Origin of the sequence: Rhodanobacter sp. A1T4, from assembly GCF_014207185.1 — a bacterium.
GTDB lineage: Bacteria > Pseudomonadota > Gammaproteobacteria > Xanthomonadales > Rhodanobacteraceae > Rhodanobacter.
Genome location: NZ_JACHCP010000005.1, coordinates 140,880 through 164,258, shown reverse-complemented (window position 1 = coordinate 164,258; position 23,379 = coordinate 140,880). Strand labels below are relative to the sequence as shown.

Sequence of the window (23,379 nt, the reverse complement as noted above, 5' to 3'; positions counted from 1 at the left end):
GAGCTGCAATCGAATGGTTCCCCCTGATTCGTAACCGTCGGCATTGCGGGCACAACGGTCGGCGGGAGTCTGTGCCGCCAAGATGACGTTCCGTTGGCGCTTGTGCGACAGCCAACAAGCTTTAGATGACAGTGCGGCGACAGCGTAAAAACCTGTGCGCAAGTCCGCAGAAACACGCGCAAGTCAGGCTGGCAAAAGCTCATATGGACGCATCATTTCGTTGTCCTCGTGCTCGAGGAAATGGCAATGCCATACGTAGCGGCCAGGCTCGCCATCGAAGCGCATCGCGATGCGTGTGACCATGCCGGGATCGGTACGCACGGTATCTTTCCAACCGGCTTCGTGTGGCGGCGGCGCCTCGGCGGCCCCGGTGTATTTGACGATGCGATGCGCGTTCCAGGCGAACAGGTCGAACGGACGGCGATCGATGATCTGGAAGCGCACCAGATGTAGATGAATCGGATGCGCGTCACCGGTGATGTTGACGAAGCTCCAGGTCTCCGTCGTGTGCTGCCGTGGTTTTTCGCTGATTGGATCGGACCACATCTTGCCGTCGAGCAACATCGTCATGGCATTGCCGCTCGCATCGTCCTGCTCGCCCAGTGCGAGCTGGCGATCACGTATGGCGCTGGCGGGGTCGATGCGTGCGACGGGGCGCAGCACGGCTGGCAGCACGGAGGTATCTTTATTCCCACGGTCGCGCACGCGGAATTCCAGAATGCCCTCGGATTGCTGGCGCAGCTGCAGCGACTGGCCATCCATTCCGGAAAAATCCACGATCACTTCCGCGCGTTCGGCTGGATACAGCTCGATGCGAGAGCGTTCCAGTGGCGCGCTCAGCAGCCCCTGATCGCTGGCGATCTGCTGAAAGGCGTGGCCGTGCGATAGCGACAGATCGAAGAAACTGGTGTTGGCGACATTGATCAGGCGCAGTCGATAGCGCCGCGGTTCAACCTCGAAGTACGGATACAGCTTGCCGTTGCACAACACAGCGTTGCCGTGACACTCGGATACCCACGGTGCGGAAGGGTCGTCGGACACCGGGTAATAAAGCTGGCCATCTTTTGCGATCAGCCGATCGCACAGGATCAGCGGAAGGTCGTAATCACCGGAGGGCAGGTTGAGCGTCTGTTCGTCGCCATCGTGCACGTTGAATGCACCGAAAAGCCCGGCGTAGATGTTGAGCCGAGTAATGCCCATCGCGTGATCGTGGTACCACAGCGTCGCCGCATCCTGCACGCTCGGGTAGTGGTACTGCACGGATTTGCCCGGTATGTACCAGTCCTCAGGCCAGCCATCGCTGCCAGCTGGCACGCGCGCACCATGCACGTGCGTCACGGCACGTACCAGCGGTTTGTCTTTCTCTGCACCGTGGATGGTGTGATCGATCGGCAGAAAATGTTTTGTGGGTAGCGCATTCGCCCATTCGATCAGCAGCGGCTCGCCGCGTCTTGTCTCAATGGTCGGGCCGGGCGAGCTACCGTTGTAACCCCACATCGGTGTGGGGGGCAGGTCGCGGTGCAGTTTCGCGCGGAAGGCCTGCATTTCCATACGGTAATACGGCAGGCTGCGGTTCGGATACGCGGGGTGAACGCGCTGCCCCGCGGCGCGCGCTATCGACGGCACCGGCAGCGCATCGACGAATTTGGCTAGCGAAGTGGGGTTGAGCAGCGGAACATTGGGCGCCGCCAGCGTCGGCATGGCCATGCCGGCCGGCTTCATCGGCATGGCCATCGCCGGTGCTTCGGCTGCCGAAGCCAACCGCAGCGCATCGTTCAATGCATAGGCGCCGATGAGGCCGCCGGCACCACACAGGAACTGACGCCGCGACAGCGTCACGGAGAGGGCGGCTCTTGAGTTGGACGGCTATTTGAAATAGCGAGCCCAGCGGCGAAAAAAAGGAAAACGGTCAATTCACCGAACGGAAGTGCGCGAGTCATGCAAACACTCTAGGCAGGCTGGATGACAGTTGTGTGGCAGCTTTTTATTGCGACCGCTCGATTTGATTTGCTGCCTGCCGGTACATGAACGGAAGAACTTTCGTCAGTAGAAACGTCTCAGTCTATCGCCTGCATCACCGAGCTGGCCGGTACGCCCTGGCCTGTGCTCGGTGCCTGTTCGGCCGCCGTGGGTTCAAGCATGTGCGCGCGACGCCAGCCACCCCAGCGGTAATAACTCATCGCCAGCAGCATCGCTACCAGCGAACCCAGCGGGAAACTCCACCAGATCGAATCTGCACCCAGTCGAGATTGCAGCAGCAGCGCGAACGGTGGACGGATCAACCACATCGAAATCAGCAGCATGACCAATGGCGGCCACACTGCGCCGGTTGAGCGCACCACGCCAAACAATACGAACGTGGCGCCGAAGAACAGGAACGACCATACGGCGATGATGTTCAGGTGCATTGCCAGGCGGATCGCCTCGCCATCGTTCGGAAGAAACAGTCCCAGCGCCGCGCGGTTGAACAGGTAGATGATGCCGATCAGTGTGCCGCCCAGCAGAAAGTTGTAAAGCAGCCCCGCACGCGCGATACGACTGACCCGATCCCACAGCTGCGCGCCAACATTCTGTGCGGACATGGACGACACCGCCGCACCGATCGCCATCGCTGGCATCTGGACGTAGGTCCACAGCTGGCTTGCAGCACCGTAGGCTGCCACGGTGTGCGAGCCATAAGCGTTCACCAGCCGCATCATCAGGATCGCGGAGCTCGATATCACGATCATCTGCAGGCCCATCGGCAGACCCTTGAACACCAGCGCACGCAGCAATGCCGGGTCCGGTTTCAGATAGCTCAGCTCTGCGCCCGTCAGCCGCAGGAAATGCTTGCGCCGGTACAGCGTCGTGATGAGCGCGGCCAGCGCGATGATCTGCGCGATCAGGGTGGCCGTGGCCGAGCCGGCTATGCCCATCTTCGGCAGCGGGCCCACACCGAAAATCAGCAGCGGGTTGAGCACGATGTCCAGCACCACCGCCAATCCCATGAAGATCAGCGGCGTCTTCGAATCACCGGCACCGCGCAGTGTCATCATCAGAAAGTTGAGGAAGTACATCGGTGGCATCGCGATGAAAATCACATGCAGATAGGCAATCGCAAACGGCAGGGCATCCGCCGGCGTACCGAGCAGGCGCAGGATCGATTCGGTGCCCAGATAACCGGCCACAGAAACCAGGATGGATAGCGCGACGAAGAATCCGGTACCCGTGCCGACCACGCGCTTGGCCTCGTTGATATTGCGCGCGCCCAGGCTTTGTCCCACCAGGATGGTGCTCGCCATGCTTACGCCGAACACCATGCTCAGCAGCAGAAAGATGATCAGCGACGAGTTGCTGCCCGCCGTAAGCGCGGCCTCGCCAAGGTAATGCCCGATCCACATGGCATTGACGGATGCGTTGAGGGACTGCAGCACGGTGCTGCCCAGAATCGGCAGCGCAAAGAACAGCAGCGTGCGGGCGATCGGGCCTTCGGTCAGCAGCGGTTGCCGGGATCTGGGTGAGGACATGCGGACACTTCCGGAGGAGGTATTTGGATAACGCAGACGATGATGGCTACATCAAGTTGATGGGTGCTGTTGTTTGCAAACGACGCATCATCGCTCAGAAAGTCCTGAAAGGCTCGTTTCCATAGCTGGAAATGAAAATCCCCAGCGCATGGACTGGGGATTTCGTTATCGACATACCGATACAGCGCCTGTCAGAAACTCAGGCCTGCCAGCGCCATGGTTTCACCGCGATTGGGTTCGTGAAGGCCTGCGTTGGATATATGTCGTAACTGCAGACTGAAATGCTTTCCCTGCCAGCCGAACGTGCTTGCGAACTCCAGAGGGCCACTCAGCCCCGGTGTGCGACCGGTGTTGTACGTGGGCTGGAAGCTGAAAAACAGATGCCGGTACCAATCACCCTGCTGTCCATACTGAAAGCGCGCACCGGCGCCGGCCAGGAAAGCATTCTCACGGGTGTTTTTGCCTTCGATATGGTGTTCATAGAGGTCACGCCCGTCGAGCCAGCCCAGCGACACATCGGGTTCCCAACTGAACAGGCTGCTGCCGATTGGTTGCGCATCGAAAACGCCTTCGACGAAAGCGGCATTCGTGCCGTGACTGTTGGAGTAGCTGCGCCCGGCCTCGACCTCGAACGTGGTCGCCGCGGCCGGCAGGGTCAGGCTTAGAAGTGCTAGCGCTAAGGCAGCGCGCAGTGATTTGGCGGGCAGTCGCATGAGGGAATCCCTATCTTCCGATATATAAAAGTTGATGGATGATTTTCGATGACGCGTCGCTTCAAGGTGAATCTAGGCTTAGCTCAATTGCTGGTGACTTGTTTGAATTTCAAGCGGGCGCCGGAAACGATGCGTAAAGGTTGATTGAAGTGCGCCATATCAATGACCACCCGACGCTGCGCCGGCCTTTGCTGCAAACGGTGGTCGGGTCATCCAGATCACCGCGATCAGCGCGATAAAAATCCAGCCCAGCACGTGGAACACTTCGTTGAATGAAATCTGGTAACCCTGCTGGGTAATCATGTTGTTGATCACGCTGCTGCCGGCCGTTGCATCGCCGCGACCCAGTTGCGAGATGGCCGTCTGTGCGGTTGGGCTGTAGGGTGTGATGCTTTCCGCCAGCTGCTCGTGATGCACGATGGCGCGGCGATCCCAAAGGAACGTGGTGAGCGAGGCTGCAAAACTGCCACCCAAGGTTCTCAGGAACGTGGCCAGACCGGCGCCGGAAGCGAGCTCGTTCTGCTTCAGATCCGATAGCAGGATAGTCAGCACCGGCATGAAGAACAGTGCAACACCCAAGCCTTGCAGCAACTGCACCATGGCGACATGATAGAAGTCGATGTCGAGGTAAAAACCCGAGCGCAGAAAGCAGGTCGAGCCCATCACCAGAAACGCGCCTGATGCCAGCACGCGCAGGTCGAATCGCGTGGCGTACTTGCCGACCGCGAACGTCAGCAACACCGGTATCACGCCCAGCGGTGCAGTGGCGTAACCGGCCCAGGTGGCGGTATAGCCGAGATTGCGCTGCAGCCACAACGGAATCAGCAGGCCGATCGCAAAGAAGGCGGCGTAGGCAAACATCAGCGATATCGTGCCGTAGCGGAAATTGCGGTGTCGGAACAGTTTGAGATCGACAATCGGGTCTTTGTCGGTGAGTTCCCAGATCACGAACACCGCCAGCGAAATGGCCGACACGATGCTGGTGAGGATGATGAAGTTCGAGTTGAACCAGTCATCGTCATTGCCCTTGTCCAGCACGATCTGTAGCGCACCCACGCCGATGATCAGGGTGATCAGGCCGACATAGTCGATCTTCGGTCGCTGGGTCTGCTCGACGCGGCCCTTCATCTGGTTGGCCACGACCATGCTGGCGAAGATGCCGATCGGCACGTTGATGAAGAAGATCCACGGCCACGAATAGTTGTCGGTGATCAGGCCGCCCAGGATCGGACCGGCGATCGGTGCCACCACGGTCACCATCGCCAGCAGCGCCAGCGCCATGCCGCGTTTTTCCGGCGGATAAATGCCGATCAGCATGCTTTGGGTGATCGGATACATCGGGCCGGCCACCGCGCCCTGAATCGCACGGAACACGATCAGCATGCCCATGCTTTGCGAGATGCCGCATAGAAACGAGGTCAATGCGAACAGCAGGGTGCTCCAGACAAACAGCTTCACCTCGCCGAAGCGGCGCGTGAGGAAGCCGGTCAGCGGCAGCGAGATCGCCATGCTGACCGCGAACGAGGTGATCACCCAGGTGCTCTGGTCATTGCTCACGCCGAGGTTGCCGGCAATCGTCGGCAGCGACACATTGGCAATCGTGGTGTCCAGCACTTGCATGAACGTGGCCAGCGAGAGGCCGATCGTGCTCAGTGCAAGGTTGGGTGGACGGAATGGTTCGGCCATGGGGATCTTCAGTCGGGGATGTCGGGCGCGCAGCCTTCAGGCAGGAGCAGATCGGGTTTGCGCGATTCACCGTGTGATCGCGCAAACCGTTTCCGGTTTAAGCGTTGATCTGTTTAAGCGTTGATCTGCGCCATCATTTGCTGCTGCCCATGTTGTCGTGAATGACCTTGGTGATTTCCAGGTCGGCCTTGGCCAGCTGTTGCTTGTAGACGTCGGTGCTGAACACCGGTTCGGTCGGCGCATGTTGTGACAACGTCGGGCCGCTCTGATCGTGCAGAGTCACGTCCACGGTCACCGACATGCCCAGGCGCAGCGGATGCTGCTCCAGCTGCTGCGGATCGTCGAAGAACACACGAACCGGAATGCGCTGGACGATCTTGATCCAGTTGCCGGTGGCGTTCTGCGCGGGCAGCAGCGAGAACGCGCTGCCGGTGCCGACGCCGAGGCTTTCGACCTTGCCCTTGTAGGTCACCGCGCCGCCGTAGACGTCGGATTTGACTTCCACGGGCTGACCGATACGCATCTTGGTCAGCTGGGTCTCCTTGAAGTTGGCATCGATCCATACGCCATGCAGCGGCACCACCGCCATCAACGCCGTGCCCGGCGCAACGCGCTGGCCGACCTGCACCGAGCGTTTGGCCACATAGCCGTCCACCGGAGCGACCAGCGTGGCGCGCACATCGTCGAGATAGGCCGAACGCAGCCGTGCGGCGGCGGCCTGCACATCGGGGTGCGAGGCGACCACGGTATCGTCGATCAGCACGTTGCTGGTCTTGTACTGCTGCTGCGAGGAGGTCAGGCCACTTTGCGCGGTGTCCAGCGCATCGCGTGCATGCGACAACTCCTCGGCCGAGATGGCACCGGATTTGGCCAGCTCGCGACGGCGGTTGTAGTCGGCCTGGGCTTTCTGCAAGGCGACCATACGCTGCGCTACATCGGCCTTGGCACCATCGACGTTGCTGTACAGGCCGCGCACCTTGCGCACCGTGTTCGCAAGGTCGGCACTGGCTTCGGCGACCATCACATCGGCGTCGCTCGGATCGAGCTGCACGAGCACCTGGCCTGCGTGGACGCGGTCACCGTCATCGGCGCCGATGCTGACTACCGTGCCAGCGACCTGCGGCGTGATCTGCACCACGTTACCGTTGACGTAGGCGTCGTCGGTACCTTCGTACCAGCGGCCATCGAGGAAATACCAGAGCGCCCAGCCGATGATGCCGAGCACCACCACGATGACGAGAATGCGCAGCAGCAGGCCGCGCGAATTCTTCTTCGGTGGCTCGGTGGCCTGGGTGCCGGCCGGCTTGCCGGCGAGCGTGGACTGATCGGGTTTGCCCTGACCAGACGCGTTTGAATCAGGCCGGCTTGGATCAGATTTGTTCTGATCGGATGGTTGGCTGGACATGGTGCTGCCTCAGGAACGTGAAGATGTAAGGGAAGGGGTGGAAATGGATGCGGATGGAGCGGCCGCTGCGGCCTGCGATTTGGCATCGTCGTGACCGGGCAGGCTTTCAGGACGGAAACCGCCGCCCAGCGCCTGGATCAACTGCACCGAAAGATCGACTTGCTGTGCCTGCAAGCCGGCCATCGCCTGCTGGGCAGACAGCAGCTGCTGGCGCACGCTGAGTGCTTCCAGATAGCTGCCGATGCCGGCCTTGTAGCGTTGCTGTGCCAGCTGCCATGCACCGTCGGCGGCATCCACAGCTTGCTGCTGGGCGGTGATCTGCGCTTGTAGCGATCGCAGGCCCGAGAGGTCGTTCGCAACATCGTTGACCGCACCGACCAGAATCTTGTTGTATTGCGCCACGGCTTCGTCGTACTGCGCGTCCTTGCCGGCAAGATTGGCGCGCAGCCGGCCGCCGTCGAAGATGGGCAGGCTGATTGACGGCGCCACGCTGAAGAAGCGCGCTGGTGCTTCAAACAGGTTGCCGCCGCCCAGCACCACCAGCCCGGCATAGGCGCCGATGCTGACATTGGGCAGAAACTGCGTCTTGGCCACCTTGATGTTTTTACTGGCGGCTTCGACGCGCCAGCGCGCGGCAACCAGGTCGGCGCGATGGCCGATCAGATCGACCGGCAGGTTGTCCGGCACCGCCACGGCAGCAGGATTCAGCGTTTGCGGCCGGGTAATCGCCAAGCCACGATCCGGACCCTTGCCGAGTAACACCGACAGCATTGACTGCGCTGTTTCGATCGAATGATTGGCGACGGCGAGCTGTTCGTTCGCGCTGGCGACTTCGGAGTCGCTCTGCCTGAGCTGGATCTGATTGTCGATGCCGGCGGCCACGCGCTGACGCGTCAGCGTGCGTGCGCTGTCGGCACGGCTCAGTTCGGCCTTGGCCACGTCCTGCCCGGCGTACGCGTAGCCAAGCTGCACATAGGCGCGAGCGACATTGGCCGACACCTCGATGCGGGCGGCGCGGCGTTCGATCTCGTACGCACGCGCCTGACCGAGCGCGGCTTCCCACGCGGCACGCTTGCCGCCCCACAGGTCAAGGCTCCAGCTGAAGCTGACATCGGCATATTTGTACGGTGCGGTGTGTCCGTCACCCAGTGGCTGCGCGGTGACCGGCAGCCGTGCGTCGCCGACGCTACCGCTGGCATTGATCTTTGGCAGCCGCGCGGCGTTGGCGATACCGGCCTGTGCCTGCGCCTCGCGTGCCCGCGCATCGGCCACGCCCAGGTCGGGATTGCTTTGCAGCGCTTCGGCGATCAGTGCGCTGAGCTGGGGATCACCCAGCCCGGTCCACCAATCCTCGTTCGGCCACGCGGCTGGGGAGACGTTGAGTCGGGCCAGGCTCTGCTCGGTTTTGAGCGAGTTCGGATCCGTCAGCGTGCCGTCCGAATGCAGGCCGCCACTGTTGGCGCAACCGGCCAGTGCGAGGGTTAATACAGTCGCTGCTGCGAGAAGATGCAGGCGCATGAGTCAAAGTCCAGAGAGTAAAGGTCAGTTCTTGTCGCGAAGCGTGTGCAGCACACGCTCCAGGTAGTCGTGCAATTGCGCTTGCTCGCTGGTGCTCAACGTACGCTGCGCTGCTGCCATGGCGCGATTGCTGCAGGCGAAAGCGGGGTCGCGCCATATGGTATGTCCGGCCTCCGTCAGTTCGATGCGAAGGGCGCGGCGATCCTGCGCATGCGGCGTGCGGCGCAGATAGCCCTTGCGCTCGAGATGGTCGAGCTGACGTGTCATGGCGCCGCCATCGATCTCCACCGCACGGGCCAGTTCGGTTGCCGACACGGTGCCGAGCTCCTGTGACTTCTTGAGGATCAAATACTGCGTAAAACTCAAATCCACATTCTGGCTGGCGAATTCCGCCTCGATGGCACGTACCAGTTCGGAGCGAACCATCGCCAGCAGTGAGCCCAGGCTGTTTGCAGGAGCTTTCGTGTTGAGAGGTTTCTCGGCGGGTGAGGCGGGCGGATGCTGATTCATGCCATGCATTCTATTGCAAGCGATATATTTGTCAAGGCAAATATATTTATCTTTATCTTTGCTCCAGCAAAAGTCGGCTCAAACCTGCTCCAGGCCATTCCAAAGGCGGCCAACGGCCAGCTCGTCAGCCAGCCAGGCACGCAAGGCCGGATCGCGCAGCTCAAACAATTCGAACACGCCCAGCGCCCGCAGGGTCGGCAGCTGTGCCAGCAGCCGCGGCTCCATGGCGCGACGCACGTGCTCGGGGGTCGCGGGATCGAGCATCTGGTGCGCACAGGCGACAAAGGTTTCCAACGGCGATGCTGTCGGTTCGCATTTCACGGTATGCAATTTGATGGGTGGCATGGGAGCCTCCTGAATACGCGGCGGGGCACTGCAACAGGGAGTGATGTCAGAGGTGCATGAGCTTGGCGCCCTCATTCGGTGCGCCCTCATTCGGCCGAAAAACCGCGAGCGGCGGCAGCGGCGGGATTCCAGTCACGCGATGACTGGATAGCCGATAGCTTAGGCAAGTCAGCAACAATCTGATAACGTTATTTGGTCAACTTATATCGAGAACCGGCCATGACGATGTCCAAGCAGCAGGCCCACGAGCTCATCGAGCGCATCGATGGTCCCGCCCTGATCGCTTACTGGTTCAACGACGAGGCTGCCAGCGAATATGGCGAAGGCACGCGCACCTACGACTGGCATCAGCATTTACGCGGGCAGTTCTTTTGCATCGAGAGCGGTCTGGTCCAGGTGCATACACGGCATGGTTCCTGGCTGCTGCCGCCGCATCGCGCCGGCTGGATGCCGCCGGGCGAGCAGCACACGGTCACCATCAGCGGTGCGATGAGCGGCTGGGGCGTATTCATCAGCCCGACGATCGACCACGGCCTGCCCCATCGCCCCTGCGTCATCGGCGTCAGCGAGCTGACCCGTGCGCTGATCCGTCGAGCCAGTTCATGGGCGTGGCATGAACAGCTGAACGATGAGCAGGAGCGCGTGATGACGGTGTTGCTGGACGAAATGCGCCGCGCGCCGCACGAATCGCTCTATCTGCCGATGCCGCTCGATCGCCGACTGATACGCATCGCGCAGGCCATACTCGAACAGCCGCATGACAACCGCGGCCTGGACGACTGGGCGGCCTGGGCCGGTCTGTCCGCGCGCAGCCTGAGCCGGTTGTTCCGCGCCGAAACCGCGCTGAGCTTCGCCCAATGGCGTCAGCAGGCGCGGCTCAGTCGCGGACTCGAGCAACTGGCCGAAGGTACGCCCGTGGCTGCGGTCGCCGACGCGCTGGGCTATGTCAGTGTCAGCGCGTTCGTGGCGATGTTCCGGCGTAACTTCGGTCAGCCGCCGGCCCGTTATTTCGCGCGCCGGCCCATGCCGGCCTGATCAAACGCATGCGTGGTACGTTCTGCGCGCGCATCGAGCGTTGCCGCAGCATCTGGCACTGATTTTCGCCAGCACCAACATCGGCGTAGTGGCCTTGGGTGCGCTGGTCGGGGTGCTTTTTTCTTGAACGATTGAGCCAGGTCAACCTCGGCGGTGTGCTGATGGCGCTGGCGGTGATCGGCATGATCGCCTGGAGTTGATCGCACGACAGTGACTTCTGGGAGATGAAAGCGTACGGCGGCCATGCCTATGCTGAAAACCTCCCGGCGCATCTGGCGCCTTCGTCACCAGGATACTTTTTCCATGCGCAAACTTCCCCTCGCGACGGCGCTGGCCGCCCTGCTGATCAGTGCCGTCGCGGTAGCTGCCGACAAGAAGGATGACCAGCACAAGCCCGATGCAAAACCGGACGCCGCGCTGCTGGAGCCACAGTCCTCGACCACCGATGGCTCGGTGTCGGTCGAAGGTCACAGCATCAGCTACAAGGCGGTCGCCGGCACGCTGGTGCTGCATGGCAGCGGCGACAAGGAGAACGAGCCGCAGGTCAGCATGTTCTACGTCGCCTACATGAAGAAAGGCGTGGAGCCGGGCAAGCGCCCGGTCACCTTCATCTATAACGGCGGCCCGGGTTCGGCCACGGTGTGGCTGCACATGGGGGCGTTCGGTCCCAAGCGCGTGGTGACTGCCGACGATAGCCATACAGCGGCTGCGCCCTATGGCCTGGTCAACAATAACTACAGCCTGCTCGATGCCACCGATGTGGTGTTCATCGACGCACCAGGGGCCGGCTTCAGCCGCCTGATTGCCGCCGACGACGACAAGTCCAAGCGCGACGAGCAGATGAAGGATCGCAAGAAGGCGATCTACAGCGTAGACGGCGATGGCCACGCGTTCGCGCAGTTCATTACGCAGTTTCTGTCGAAGTACGGCCGCTGGAATTCGCCAAAATATCTTTTTGGCGAAAGCTACGGCACCACGCGCTCGGCCGTGCTGGCGAATATTCTGGAGAACGAGAACAGCGTCGATCTCAACGGTGTGATCCTGCTGTCGCAGATTTTGAATTTCGACACCAGCATCGATGGCCCGCAGTTCAACCCGGGCATCGATCTGCCGTACGAACTGGCATTGCCCACGTTCGCCGCCACCGCGTTCTATCACCACAAATTGCCGCAGCAGCCGGTGGCGCTGGAACCGTTCCTCGAAGAAGTGAAGCAGTACGCGCTGGGCGACTACACACAGGCATTGATGGCCGGTTCGCGACTGGGCGACGCGCAGAAACAGGCGGTGGCGCAGAAGCTGCACCAGTACACCGGCCTGCCGGTCGACTACCTGCTGAAGGCGAATCTGCGGGTGAGCGGCGGCATGTTCGAACATGAACTGCAGGCCGGCGACGACATCACCACCGGCCGGCTGGACAGTCGTTTCTCCGGCCCGTCACTCGATCCGATGGGCAAGGATTCCGAATACGATCCGCAGTCCTCGGCGATCAGCTCAGCTTATATCGCCGCGTTCAACGACTATGTGCGCCGTGACCTGAAGTTTGGCGATGGCCAGCAGTACCACGAGTTTGCGGACGTCGATCATTGGGATTTCTCGCACAAGGCGCCAGGCGTGGATGGCGAGGCACTGCAGTCGTCGACCAACGTGATGCCGGATCTGGCGACGGCGATGAAGACCAATCCCAATCTCAAGGTCTACCTGAACGGCGGCTATTACGATCTGGCCACGCCGTTTTTTGCCGCCGACTATGAGATGCATCACATGCCGATACCGACCAGCCTCGAGAGCAATATCAGCTATTCGTGGTATCCATCCGGACACATGGTCTACGCACACGAGGCCTCGCTGAAAGAGCTGCACGACAACGTCGCCCGCTTCATCGAGCAGACCGACAACGTCAAACGCTGATTGAGCTTCGCCGCCGGGCGTTCAGCGTTTCGGCGGCACGGTGTGGCGCGGTGCGGTTGAGCCGCGCACCACCAGTTCGGGACGGAAACCTTCGTTGACTGTGCTCAGCACTTCGCCGTTGGCTTCACGCTGCAGGTCGTCGATCAACCGCTTCGCCGCGTGACGGGCGATTTCTTCGGTGGCCTGGCGTGCGGTGGTCAGTGCCGGCCACGACTGCTTGGAAAACGGACTGTCCTCGAATCCGGCGATCGACAATTCGTACGGCACGTTGATGCCGTCCGAATGCGCCGCTGCCAGCACGCCGGCAGCGATCTCGTCGTTGGAGCCGAAGATCGCGGTGGGGCGATCCTTCAGCGCCAGCAATTTACGCGCGCCACGGAATCCATCGTCGAAAGTAAAATCGCCGGGCAGGACCAGCTTGCGATCCAGCGCGATACCGTAATCCCTCAGCGCATCCTCGTAACCCTGGTAACGCTCGGGGCTCGAGCGGTGCTCCCGCCCGCCCCACAGAAAACCGATGCGTTGATGGCCGAGCTGGATCAGATGTTCGGTGATCGCATAGGCCGCATCGCGGTCGTCAACGTAGACGCAGGGATAGCCGTCCTGCGGATCCTGCCGCGCCGAAATGATCCGCATGAAAGGGATCTTGGCTTCCGTCAGCGTGCGAATCAACTCCGGTTGTTCCGACATCGGCGGTGCCAATACGAGGCCAGCTAGCCGCGAGCGACGTGCCAGCTCGCACAGTTCGTCGGCCAGCTTCGGTGAGGACGAGTCGCAGGGATGAATCTGCAGGCCGAAGCCGCCGCTGCGGCACGCCGACAGCACGCCGAGCTGCATGTTGATGATGTAATGTGCGTTCGGGTTGTCGTAAACCAGGCCCAGCGCGTATGCACGCGTACTGCGCAAACTGCGCGCGGATGGATCGGGCTGATAGCCAAGCGCGTCGATCTCGCGCTGCACCTTGGCGCGCGTTCGCGCATGCACCGACGGCTCATTGTTGATAACGCGCGACACCGTCTTCAGCGAGACGCCTGCCTTTTCTGCGACATCCTTGATAGTGGAGCTGCGCAACCGCTAAACCTCATCCGTCGACTGTGATGGCAGCGCCATCGCGCCGACAACACCGCACGTGGCGTGCGGCGTTGCGTGCATCCTAGCGTATGGCCATGACCAGGGCGACCACGAATGAAGCCGCCGGGCCGGATTCCGGTTACTGCTGCTGGCCAACGCGATGACCGGCGAGTCCGTAAAACAGAATGTACAGATAGCAGGGCACCATCAACAGCAGAAACGCTAGCTGGAAATCGACATGCTCCTTCAGATGCACGAACAGCTGCGGTATCACTGCACCACCGGCAATCGCCATGATCAACAAGGCCGAGCCACGTTCGGTGAGCGCGCCCAGTCCCTTGATCGCCAGCGGAAAGATCGCCGGCCACATCATCGCGTTGGCAAAACCCAGCGATGCGACAAAGCCAACCGACAGATAGCCGTGGGTTAGAAATGCACCGATCGAAAACAGCACGCCAAGCACCGCCGAGATTGCCAGATAGCGCTGCTGCGAAACAATTTTCGGAATCAGCAGCAGGCCGGCGACGTAGCCCAGCAACATCGCGCCCAGCGTAAATGCGGTGAAGAACTTGGTTTGATCCAGCGGCAGATTAAAGCCGGCGCCATAGGTGCCGATCGCGTCGCCGGCCATCACTTCGACGCCGACATACACGAACAGGCACAGCACACCCAGCCACAGATGCGGAAAATGCGTGATGCCACGCGATGCGGTTGCATCGCCGACACGTGCAGGTGTGCTGTTGGCCGAGGCTGACTCGATATCCGGCAGCGAGGAACGCGCAATCCAGATCGCCAGCAGCACCAGCACGCCGGCGATCACCATGTACGGCACATGGACTCGCGAGGCGAATTCGTTGAGCAGCAGCTCGCGCGTGACAGGATCAGCCGCCTTCACCTTCTGATCGAGATCGCCAATGCCGTGTAGCACCAAGGTGCCGATCAGTATCGGCGCCAGGATGCCGGCCACTTTGTTGCAGATGCCCATGAATGCGATGCGCTGCGCCGCGCTGTCGATCGGGCCGAGAATACTGATGTACGGATTCGATGCGGTTTGCAGCAGCGACAGCCCGGCACCGATGACAAACAGTCCAGTCAGTGCGCCGGCGAACACACGCATGCTGACGAACTGGCCGAACAGAAGCGCACCGATAGCCATTACGAACAGTCCCAGCGCCATGCCTTTTTTCATGCCGGTACGGCGCAGCACCAATGAGGCAGGCAGCGACAGAAAAAAGTACGACAGATAAAACGCTGATGGCACCAAAAACGCATTGAAGTCGTTTGTCTGAAAAGCGAGTTTGACGAAGGTGATCAGCGGCCCGTTGAGCCAGGTGACAAAACCGAAGATGAAAAACAGCATGCCGATAATCATCATCGGTCCGAAATTCGTGCGTGCGGCTGGCGCCGCCGTCAGTGTCGCTGCCATCGATGATTCTCCCCGGGTGCTTCGATCTGGTTGATCTGGTCATTCACGACGTCATCGGCCGACTGGCGGTGGCATCACGAATGTCTCTTTATTGGCCGTAAAGTGCATCGTTGTCAATTCGCGTCGCACAAAAGCGCCATGCTCGTTTGACGACTTCACGGTTGCCAAGCCGTCTGATCCAGCTTATGCGGCACTGCGACAGTTAGCGATACGGGCGAAATTTATCTTCTTTTAACCTGATATCTGGCCATTTGAAGGCGTTCCTCATGTCATCTCGCCAATAGTTCATGGAAGGATGTTGCGGTGCCACGCAACGCGGAAAAATAAATTTGATCGCAAAGTTGACAACGTTGTCATTTTAATCTCAGACTCCGTCAAATCAGGCCCGCAACAGGCCAGCGGTGATCCACCGTTGTCCGGTCGAGGCCATACCGTTGTCGGGAGAACGGAGTGGGGGAAGTCGCCAATCAGCGTCATGCATCGGAGCCGCAGGCAGCAACGCTGCCTGGTACGCCGGTGTCTGGCGAGTCAAGCCAAATCGTCGAAGCGTTGAATCGACCGTTCCTCGCCGCCGATGTGGGCGGCACGCATGCGCGCATCGCTCTGGTGGCACGCAGCACGGACAGTAAAACGCCGGTCAACGTGTTGCATTACCACCGCTACAGCTGCGTCGAATGGTCCAGCCTAGGCGCGATGCTGCAGGATTTTGTGGTGCAGCTGGCCGGCACGCCGCACGCTGCCGCAGCCAGACATATCGATCGCTGTGCTCTGGCTTGCGCCGGCTATGTGCTCGACGGCGTCATCATCAACGAAAATCTGCCCTGGCCTGTGCCGATCGCTCCGATTCGCGAAGGCCTGGGCATCGACAAGCTGGAAGTGATCAACGATTTCGAGGCGGTGGCCTACGCCACCCAATTCATCGACGCATCCGAGACGCGACCGATCATCGAAACCGCGCAGCCGATATCGACCGGACCGATGCTGGTGATGGGGCCAGGCACAGGGCTCGGTTCCGCGGTGTTATTGCCAGGCCAGCCGCGGGCGCGGGTGCTGCCGACTGAAGCGGGGCTGGTGGCGCTGGCGCCCGGCACCGAACGCGAGATCGAAATCCTGCGCGTCTTGCGCCGCGACCGTCCATACGTGGCGTATGAAGACGTACTGTCCGGTCCCGGTCTGCAGAGGCTCTATCGCGTGCTGTGCGAATTGCGCGGCGGCGAAGCCAGCCTGCACACGCCAGCACAGATCACCGGCGCGGCCCTGGCTGGCACGGACGCCGCCGCACTGGAGTCGCTCAATGTTTTCTGCGGGCTGCTCGGCAGCTTCGTTGGCGACCTGGTGCTGCTGTATCGCGCCAGTGGCGTGTATCTGGCTGGCGGCATTCTGCCGCAGATCCAGTTTTTTCTGCAGACCAGCACCTTTGCCGAACGCTACTTCAACAAGGGCGTGATGCGTGCCTTTCTGCAACAGGTTCCAGTACGACTGATCGAGCACGGCCAGCTTGGTGTCATTGGCGCCGCAGGCTGGTTTCTGGACACGGTGCATGAAGAGGAGGCGACATGAAGAGTGAGTGCACCCGATCGGGTAACACGAGATCAGGTAACACGGCGCCAAGCCGCAAACGTACACCAGGACTTACGTAAACCAGGGATACGCAAACCAGTCCAATGCCGCGCACCACGCCGGCCTTGATCCGCATCACCTCTGAGGGGAGGACATCATGAATTATCGCAAGACTCTGCTAGCCGCCAGCATCATCACCAGCCTGTGTATGTCTGCAGCGGCGTTTGCCGCCGATGGTGCGCCGACACCGAGCGCACCGGCACAGGATACGTCCAGCCAGTCGACTACAACCACGCCAGCGCCAGCCGCCACGCAGGAAACACGCGACGCCAACTCGAAGAAGGTCACTAACCTGGTCGGCGTTACCGTCACCGGCATTCGCGCCAGCCTGCAGGCATCGATCAACACCAAGCGCAACGCTGATGCGATTGTCGATGCGATCACCGCCGAAGACATCGGCAAGTTTCCCGCCAGCAACGTGGCCGAGGCGTTGGCGCAGATGCCCGGCATCACGCTCGATCGCAGCATCCCCGGTACCCAGCGCGTCTCGATCGACGGTATCGATCCCAGCCTCAACCTCACCCTGCTCGATGGCCATCCGGTGGCGCAGGCGATCTGGCTGTACGGCGACAGCCCGAACCGCGGCTTCAACTACTCGCTGCTCGCACCGGACGTGATCGGCAAGCTCGAGGTCTACAAGAGCCCCGAGGCGCGCCTGCCGGAAGGCGCGATCGGTGGCACCGTGATCATGCACACGGTCAAGCCGCTGGATGTGCCGTCGAATACGCTGAGCGGTTCGTTTGGTGACAACTACAACGACATGGTCGGCCACGGTCGTCCGTCCGCGTCGGTGTTTTATAGCTGGAAAAGCGATGACAATACCTTTGGCGTCGACGTTTCCGCCCAGCACCACGAGCAGTTCGGTGATCGCCAAGGTCTGGAGAACTACGGTTATTCCAGCGTGGCCTCGGTCAACACCGCCGCGCTGGCTGCGGGTAACACTGCGATCCAGAAGGAGCTCAACTCCGGCGCGATCAAGGCTACCGACCAGATCCCGAACCAGGTCAGCGCCACCAACTTCCAGCAGACCGAAAAGCTCGACAGCGTTACCGTCAACCTGCAGTGGAAGCCGACCGAGAATTTCTCCTCGACCGTTGGTTTGATGTACGTCAGGGACAACCTCGACAACCTCAACCAGTCGATGTATCCGTGGGCAACCAACAGCCCGGGCGGCATCACCTCGCTGACCGAAGGTCCCAATGGGATCATCACCAGCGGCACCCAGGCCGGCACCGCCTGCCTCAACAACCTCAATTGCGTCAGCACCGCGCACACCTACACCGACAACAACGCGCGCATCTCGACCATCACGACCAAGGGCATCGACTGGCAGGGCGAGTACAAGGGTGATGGCTGGCGCTTGAACGGGCAGGTCGGCGTGAGCACGTCGCGCGACCCGATGGAGCAGGCGGTCAAGGAAATCTTCTACGGCGGCGGCTTCGACTGGAGCCTGTCCAAGGGCCCCCAGTACACCGATCCGACAACGGCCAACAACCCGGCCTACTGGGCTGACAATGGCTGGGGCGGCAACCTCGGCAAGGAGCTTTACAAGGCCAAGGACACTTACGGCCAGCTCGATTTCAGCAAGGATTTCGACGGTTTCCTCAACGAGTTGCTGATCGGTGCGCGCTACAGCTCGCATTGGGAAAGCCAGGTGTTGAATGTCTACACCGGCGCGGAGACGCTCACACTCGACCAGATCGGTTACGGCGGTCTCAGCGACCTGGATGGTTCGTCCAGCCTGGGTCTGACCGACAGCTCGATCCACCACGTACAGACGTCCGGTTCCAGCGCCATCTTCAACGCCATTCTTGGCACGCCAGGCTTTGGTACGGCGCAGGATGCCAACTCCTACTGGGACAACACCTTCAACGTGCAGCAGCAGAACAGTGCGGCGTATGCCCAGCTGAACTTCGGCAACGATGACGTACACGGTAACCTCGGCGTACGCTTCGTGCATACCAAGTTCACCGACAGCGGTTACAACGTTCCCGGCGTGTGCGCGTCGGCCGATTCGTTCGATTGCACCTTCCCGACCGGTTTTGGTTACGTCACCCAGAACAGTACGCGCAACGACTGGCTGCCAGCCTTCAACATTGCCTGGAACTTGGCACCGGACTTCATTCTGCGTGGCGCGGCGTCGGAGACGGTGGCCTATGCACCGTATAACCAGATGGCACCGTACTTCCAGGCGAATGACACGGTGCTCACTGCCGCTGCCGGCAACCCTGACCTGAAACCCTACCGCTCGCTCAATGCCGACCTGTCGGCAGAGTGGTACTTCAACGATACGTCGGTATTGGCTGTATCGGGCTTCTACAAGAGCATCCTCAATTACATCGTCAATGCGGCGACGATGCAGGAACGCATCAATGGTTCCTGGACCATTCCTGGCTACCAGACCAGCGCTGCTGCGCTGATCGCCACCGGCCAGTGCACGGCGGCAGGTATCTGCGACTACAACGTCACTGCGCCGGTCGATGGCGGTCGCGCCAAGGTCAAGGGCGGCACCATCAGCTACCAGCAGGCCTTCAGCGATACCGGCTTTGGCATCCGCGCGAACTACACGTACTCCAATGCGTCAACTGCGACCGGCGGCGCGCTGCCTTACAACTCCAAGAACGCCTACAACCTCAGCCCGTACTTCGAGCAGGGGCCGTATAGCGCCAGCGTCTCCTATGGCTGGCGGTCCAGCTATCTGGCCGGTGGTTATGTGGCGGGTGCGCCGGCGACCTATGTCGACGGCTACAAGGAACTTGACGCTACCGCGGGCTACGAGTTCAACAAGAACTTCTCGGTCAACCTCAACGCACTCAACCTGCTCAACTCGACATACCGTGCTTACCTGGGCAGCAAGACCCAGTTGTCCGAGGAATATGTCACCGGTCGCCAGTACATGCTGAGCGCGCACTTCAAGTTCTGATCGACCAGCTCTGATAGACAAGCACTGATCCACCCGTAACGTTTCACCATCAGGTTCTCTTCTTGAGGTTTTCTTCCCCCACGGACCTGGCACTCTTGCCAGGTCCATTTTTTTTGGTGGGAAACATTGATGGGCAAGGCGGTAGCTCATTGGAGCTGCCGTTACCACAACGTCGCCGCCGAGACACGCCATGAATCTTGCACGCCTTGTTGTCTGTCTCAGCTTTTGTTCGGCGGCCGTTATGGTTCATGCGGCGACGTCAGCGGTTTCTCCTCCACTGATTCCGTTACCAGCGCGTATCAGCTATGTGGATGGTGCGTTTGATGTCGATGCAAAGACGCCGATCGTGGTGGCTGATCGTGATGCAGCGACGCGCAAGACAGCGGATTATCTGGCTGGCATCGTTGCGCGGACGCGTGGCCTGCATCTGCGGGTTGAAGAACACCCGGCATCTCCGAAAGCCATCGTGCTGCAGCGTGATCCGCAGGTCGCGATGGCGAATCGCGAAGGCTATGCGCTTGACGTTACACCGCAGGGTATTCGCATCAGCGCACGCGACGCTGCTGGCCTGTTCTATGGTGCGATGACGCTGGCACAGCTGCTTACGCCAGATGACAAACACGGCCCAGTACACGTGGTGGCCATGCACATCAATGATCAGCCGCGCTTTGTCTGGCGCGGGCTGATGCTGGACTCGGCGCGCCACATGCAGAGCATTGCCGAGATCGAAACACTGCTCGACCAGATGGCCCAGCACAAACTCAACACCTTCCACTGGCATCTCACCGACGACCAGGGCTGGCGCATCGAGATCAAGCGTTACCCCGAGCTCACCCGCACCGGCGCCTGGCGCACGCCGGTCGATGCTGGACGCGACGGCCAGCCGCTGCGTTATGGCGGCTTCTATACCCAGGAGCAGATTCGTCAGCTCGTCGCCTACGCCGCTGCGCGCTACATCACCGTGGTGCCGGAAATCGACATGCCCGGTCATGCGCAGGCGGCGGTCGCCTCCTATCCGTTCCTTGGCGTCACCGGCAAGCGGCCACCGGTGTCCGAGGACTGGGGCGTGCATCCGTATCTCTACAACGTCGACGATGCGACGTTTACCTTCATGGACAACGTGCTCGACGAAGTGATGGCGCTGTTCCCCTCGCACTACATCCACGTCGGTGGCGACGAGGCGGTCAAGGATCAGTGGAAGGCCTCGCCGGCTGTCCAGGCGAAGATGCATGCGCTGGGGCTGAAGGACGAGGATGCGCTGCAGGGCTGGTTCATCAGCCGACTCGGCAGTTACCTCTCCGCGCACGGTCGCCGGTTGATTGGTTGGGACGAGATCCTCGGAGGTGCGGTGCCGGCCGATGCAGCGGTGATGTCATGGCGCGGCACCCAAGGTGCGATCGACGCGGCGCGACAGGGTCACGATGTGGTGCTGTCGCCATCACCCGACCTGTATTTCGATCAACTGCAGAGCGATCGGGCGGACGAAATCGCAGGGCGCATTCCGGTCAGAAGTCTGGCCAGCGTGTATGCGTTCGAGCCCGTGCCCAAGGCGCTCAATGCGTCACAGGCAACGCATGTACTCGGTGCGCAGGCCAATGTGTGGACCGAGCACATGCCGACGATCGCGCACGTGGAGCACGCCATGTTTCCACGACTCGATGCGCTGAGCGAGGTGGATTGGTCGCCCGCGGCGGCACGCGATTGGCATGGCTTTCTGGCGCGCCTGCCTGCGCAGTTCGCGCGCTATCGTGAACAGCAGATCGGCTACGCGGACAGCGCGTTCGCGCCGGATATCACGGTCGATCGGACCATCGCACTGACCACTGACGCAGCACAGCTCACGCTGACCAATCAGACCGGCGATGACACATTGCACTACACGCTGGACGGCAGCGTGCCGACCGTCGCCTCGCCGCTGTACAGCACACCGCTCGCGGTGAAGCTACCGTTGACCGTGCGTGCTGCGGCCTTCAGCAGCAGCGGCATGTTGCTGGCATCGCCGCGTCAGCGTCTGCTGGATCGGACCAGCCTGCTCAGCGTCAGCGGCAACGCCATGCCGAACTGCCCGGGCAGCGATTTCCGTCTGCGCGTGCAGCCGATGCCCGACGCCGTTTCATTGGCACCGGTCTATAGCATCAACGTATTCGACAGCTGCCAGTTCTACCCCTCCACACCGATGGATGGCATGACGCGCATCCACGTCGATGCCGTACGGTTGCCGCGCAATTACCAGCTGGCACACGATGCGAAGCTGGTGGTATCGCGTCCGCACAGCACGCCGTTCGGCGAGTTGGTGGTGCATCTGGATGGCTGCGATGGCGATGTATTGGTCACGCTGCCGTTGCCTGATCCGTCGCGCAGTGTCCGGCGCTTCCCGCTCGACGCGGCGTTGCCCATGTCGCACGGTTCGCATGCGCTATGCCTGATCTACTCCGCCCCCATCGAGGGTGATCTCTATGCGCTCGACCGCGTCACTTTGCTGACGGGCAAGGCAACGGGCGATACGCGCTGATGAGCACTGCTCCACACCGGCTCGCCTCGGTCGATGCATTACGCGGCTGTACCGTAGCGGCGATGCTGCTGGTCAATGATCCGGGTGATTGGGGCCATGTCTACGTGCCGCTGGATCATTCCGTATGGAACGGCTGCACACCGACCGACCTGATCTTTCCCGTGTTCCTGTTCGTGGTCGGCGTCTCGGTGGCGCTAGCCATGTTGCCGCGACTGGAGCAAGGTGTTGTGCCGCGACCGTTGATCCATGCCGCGCTGTGGCGGGCACTGCGTATCCTCGCGCTTGGCGTGGCGATCAACCTGCTGGCATGGCTGTTGATGCCCGGTGCCCATCTGCGTTTTCCGGGCGTATTGCAACGTATAGGCGTGTGCTTTGCGGGCGTCGCGCTGTTCGCGATTTATACGAAACCACGCACGCAATGGGCGGCGATTGTGCTGTTGCTGATCGGCTACGCGGCGCTGCTATGCTGGGGCGGCTCGCTGGCACCATGGACCAACATCACCAGCCGGGCTGACAGCGCGGTGTTCGGTCGCTTCGTCTACTTGATCGATCCGGCCACGGGTCGTGGGCACGATCCGGAGGGTCTGCTCGGCACGCTGCCGTCACTCGCCACGGCCTTGCTGGGCCTGCGGGCGGGATGCTGGCTGCGCCAGGGGCAAAGAAAAACCTTACTGATAGCGGGCCTGGTTGCGCTGGTGGTTGGCGTGCTGTGGTCGTTATGGCAGCCGTTCAACAAGAATCTGTGGACGCCTTCGTTCGTACTGTGGTGCGCGGGCTGGTCGATGCTGGCTCTGCTGGCTTTTCATGTGCTGGTGGATCGCTATGGCTGGCCGGCGCTGGGCCGACGTTTCGGCATCAATGCCATCGCAGCCTACGCCGGCTCCGAGCTGATGCAGATCGTGCTGCCCGCGCTTGGCTGGCAGGAGCCTCTCTATCAACACGTGTTTGCCAAGCCACTCACGCCGCTGGTCGGCGCTTATATGGCGTCGCTCGCTTACGCGCTGGCTTTCGTCATGGTCTGGTGGCTGATCGTGTACGCGCTGGATCGGCGGCGGTGGTATCTCAGGCTTTGACGGGTGAGGCAGTGCGTAAGGGCACCTCTAAAAACCTACTGCGCTCGATAATTTGCGCGTCGGCGGTGCTCGGAATCCTCACATACTCGTATGTATGCTCCGGTTCCTGCGCTCCGGCGACGCACAAA

General features: G+C 61.2%; 16 protein-coding genes. 6 read left to right on the top strand and 10 right to left on the bottom strand.

The features are described from left to right. Positions 1-183: 183 nt before the first annotated feature. The 8 genes from HDE80_RS11645 to HDE80_RS11610 all read right to left on the bottom strand — a co-directional run bounded on the left by HDE80_RS11645 (position 184) and on the right by HDE80_RS11610 (position 9,683). The gene (locus HDE80_RS11645) at positions 184-1,839 is read right to left on the bottom strand and encodes a multicopper oxidase domain-containing protein (protein WP_184671018.1); all 1,656 of its coding nucleotides are present in this window, start codon (positions 1,837-1,839) and stop codon (positions 184-186) included. 218 nt (positions 1,840-2,057) lie between these two features. Beyond that, the gene (locus HDE80_RS11640) at positions 2,058-3,506 is read right to left on the bottom strand and encodes an MATE family efflux transporter (protein WP_184671016.1); all 1,449 of its coding nucleotides are present in this window, start codon (positions 3,504-3,506) and stop codon (positions 2,058-2,060) included. Positions 3,507-3,697: 191 nt separating this feature from the next. Then, the gene (locus HDE80_RS11635) at positions 3,698-4,219 is read right to left on the bottom strand and encodes an acyloxyacyl hydrolase (protein WP_184671014.1); all 522 of its coding nucleotides are present in this window, start codon (positions 4,217-4,219) and stop codon (positions 3,698-3,700) included. A 159-nt stretch (positions 4,220-4,378) separates the two neighbouring features. Further along, positions 4,379-5,905, bottom strand: coding sequence for a DHA2 family efflux MFS transporter permease subunit (locus tag HDE80_RS11630; protein WP_184671012.1), 1,527 nt, complete (start codon positions 5,903-5,905; stop codon positions 4,379-4,381). A gap of 133 nt (positions 5,906-6,038) precedes the next feature. Then, on the bottom strand, positions 6,039-7,310 hold the full coding sequence (locus HDE80_RS11625; protein ID WP_184671010.1) for an HlyD family efflux transporter periplasmic adaptor subunit: 1,272 nt from the start codon (positions 7,308-7,310) through the stop codon (positions 6,039-6,041). 9 nt (positions 7,311-7,319) lie between these two features. Beyond that, positions 7,320-8,828 (bottom strand): efflux transporter outer membrane subunit, encoded by a 1,509-nt coding sequence (locus HDE80_RS11620; RefSeq protein ID WP_184671008.1) that lies wholly within the window; start codon positions 8,826-8,828, stop codon positions 7,320-7,322. A gap of 24 nt (positions 8,829-8,852) precedes the next feature. Continuing rightward, positions 8,853-9,338: a MarR family transcriptional regulator gene (locus HDE80_RS11615; RefSeq protein ID WP_184671006.1), complete on the bottom strand. Its 486-nt coding sequence runs from the start codon at positions 9,336-9,338 to the stop codon at positions 8,853-8,855. A 78-nt stretch (positions 9,339-9,416) separates the two neighbouring features. Next, positions 9,417-9,683: a hypothetical protein gene (locus tag HDE80_RS11610; protein ID WP_184600121.1), complete on the bottom strand. Its 267-nt coding sequence runs from the start codon at positions 9,681-9,683 to the stop codon at positions 9,417-9,419. 219 nt (positions 9,684-9,902) lie between these two features. On the opposite strand from HDE80_RS11610, the gene HDE80_RS11605 reads away from it, so the two are divergent. Beyond that, positions 9,903-10,718 carry a helix-turn-helix transcriptional regulator gene (locus HDE80_RS11605; RefSeq protein WP_184671004.1) on the top strand — a complete coding sequence of 272 codons (816 nt, stop codon included), beginning with the start codon at positions 9,903-9,905 and terminating at the stop codon, positions 10,716-10,718. 303 nt (positions 10,719-11,021) lie between these two features. Beyond that, positions 11,022-12,626, top strand: coding sequence for a peptidase S10 (locus tag HDE80_RS11600; protein ID WP_184671002.1), 1,605 nt, complete (start codon positions 11,022-11,024; stop codon positions 12,624-12,626). Positions 12,627-12,647: 21 nt separating this feature from the next. Here HDE80_RS11600 and HDE80_RS11595 read toward each other — a convergent pair whose 3' ends face one another. After that, positions 12,648-13,697 carry a LacI family DNA-binding transcriptional regulator gene (locus HDE80_RS11595; protein WP_184671000.1) on the bottom strand — a complete coding sequence of 350 codons (1,050 nt, stop codon included), beginning with the start codon at positions 13,695-13,697 and terminating at the stop codon, positions 12,648-12,650. 139 nt (positions 13,698-13,836) lie between these two features. After that, positions 13,837-15,123: a sugar MFS transporter gene (locus tag HDE80_RS11590; protein WP_184670998.1), complete on the bottom strand. Its 1,287-nt coding sequence runs from the start codon at positions 15,121-15,123 to the stop codon at positions 13,837-13,839. A 537-nt stretch (positions 15,124-15,660) separates the two neighbouring features. Here HDE80_RS11590 and HDE80_RS11585 point away from each other — a divergent pair. The 4 genes from HDE80_RS11585 (at position 15,661) to HDE80_RS11570 (ending at position 23,251) form a co-directional block, all read left to right on the top strand. After that, positions 15,661-16,683: a glucokinase gene (locus HDE80_RS11585; protein ID WP_184671445.1), complete on the top strand. Its 1,023-nt coding sequence runs from the start codon at positions 15,661-15,663 to the stop codon at positions 16,681-16,683. A gap of 157 nt (positions 16,684-16,840) precedes the next feature. Continuing rightward, entirely contained in the window at positions 16,841-19,666 is a 2,826-nt protein-coding gene (locus HDE80_RS11580) for a TonB-dependent receptor (RefSeq protein WP_184670996.1), read from the top strand. 190 nt (positions 19,667-19,856) lie between these two features. Then, positions 19,857-22,178 carry a family 20 glycosylhydrolase gene (locus HDE80_RS11575; protein ID WP_184670994.1) on the top strand — a complete coding sequence of 774 codons (2,322 nt, stop codon included), beginning with the start codon at positions 19,857-19,859 and terminating at the stop codon, positions 22,176-22,178. Beyond that, positions 22,178-23,251, top strand: a complete 1,074-nt coding sequence (locus HDE80_RS11570; RefSeq protein ID WP_184670992.1) for a heparan-alpha-glucosaminide N-acetyltransferase domain-containing protein — start codon at positions 22,178-22,180, stop codon at positions 23,249-23,251. Before HDE80_RS11575 ends, HDE80_RS11570 begins: the two co-directional genes overlap by 1 nt. Positions 23,252-23,379: the final 128 nt, after the last annotated feature.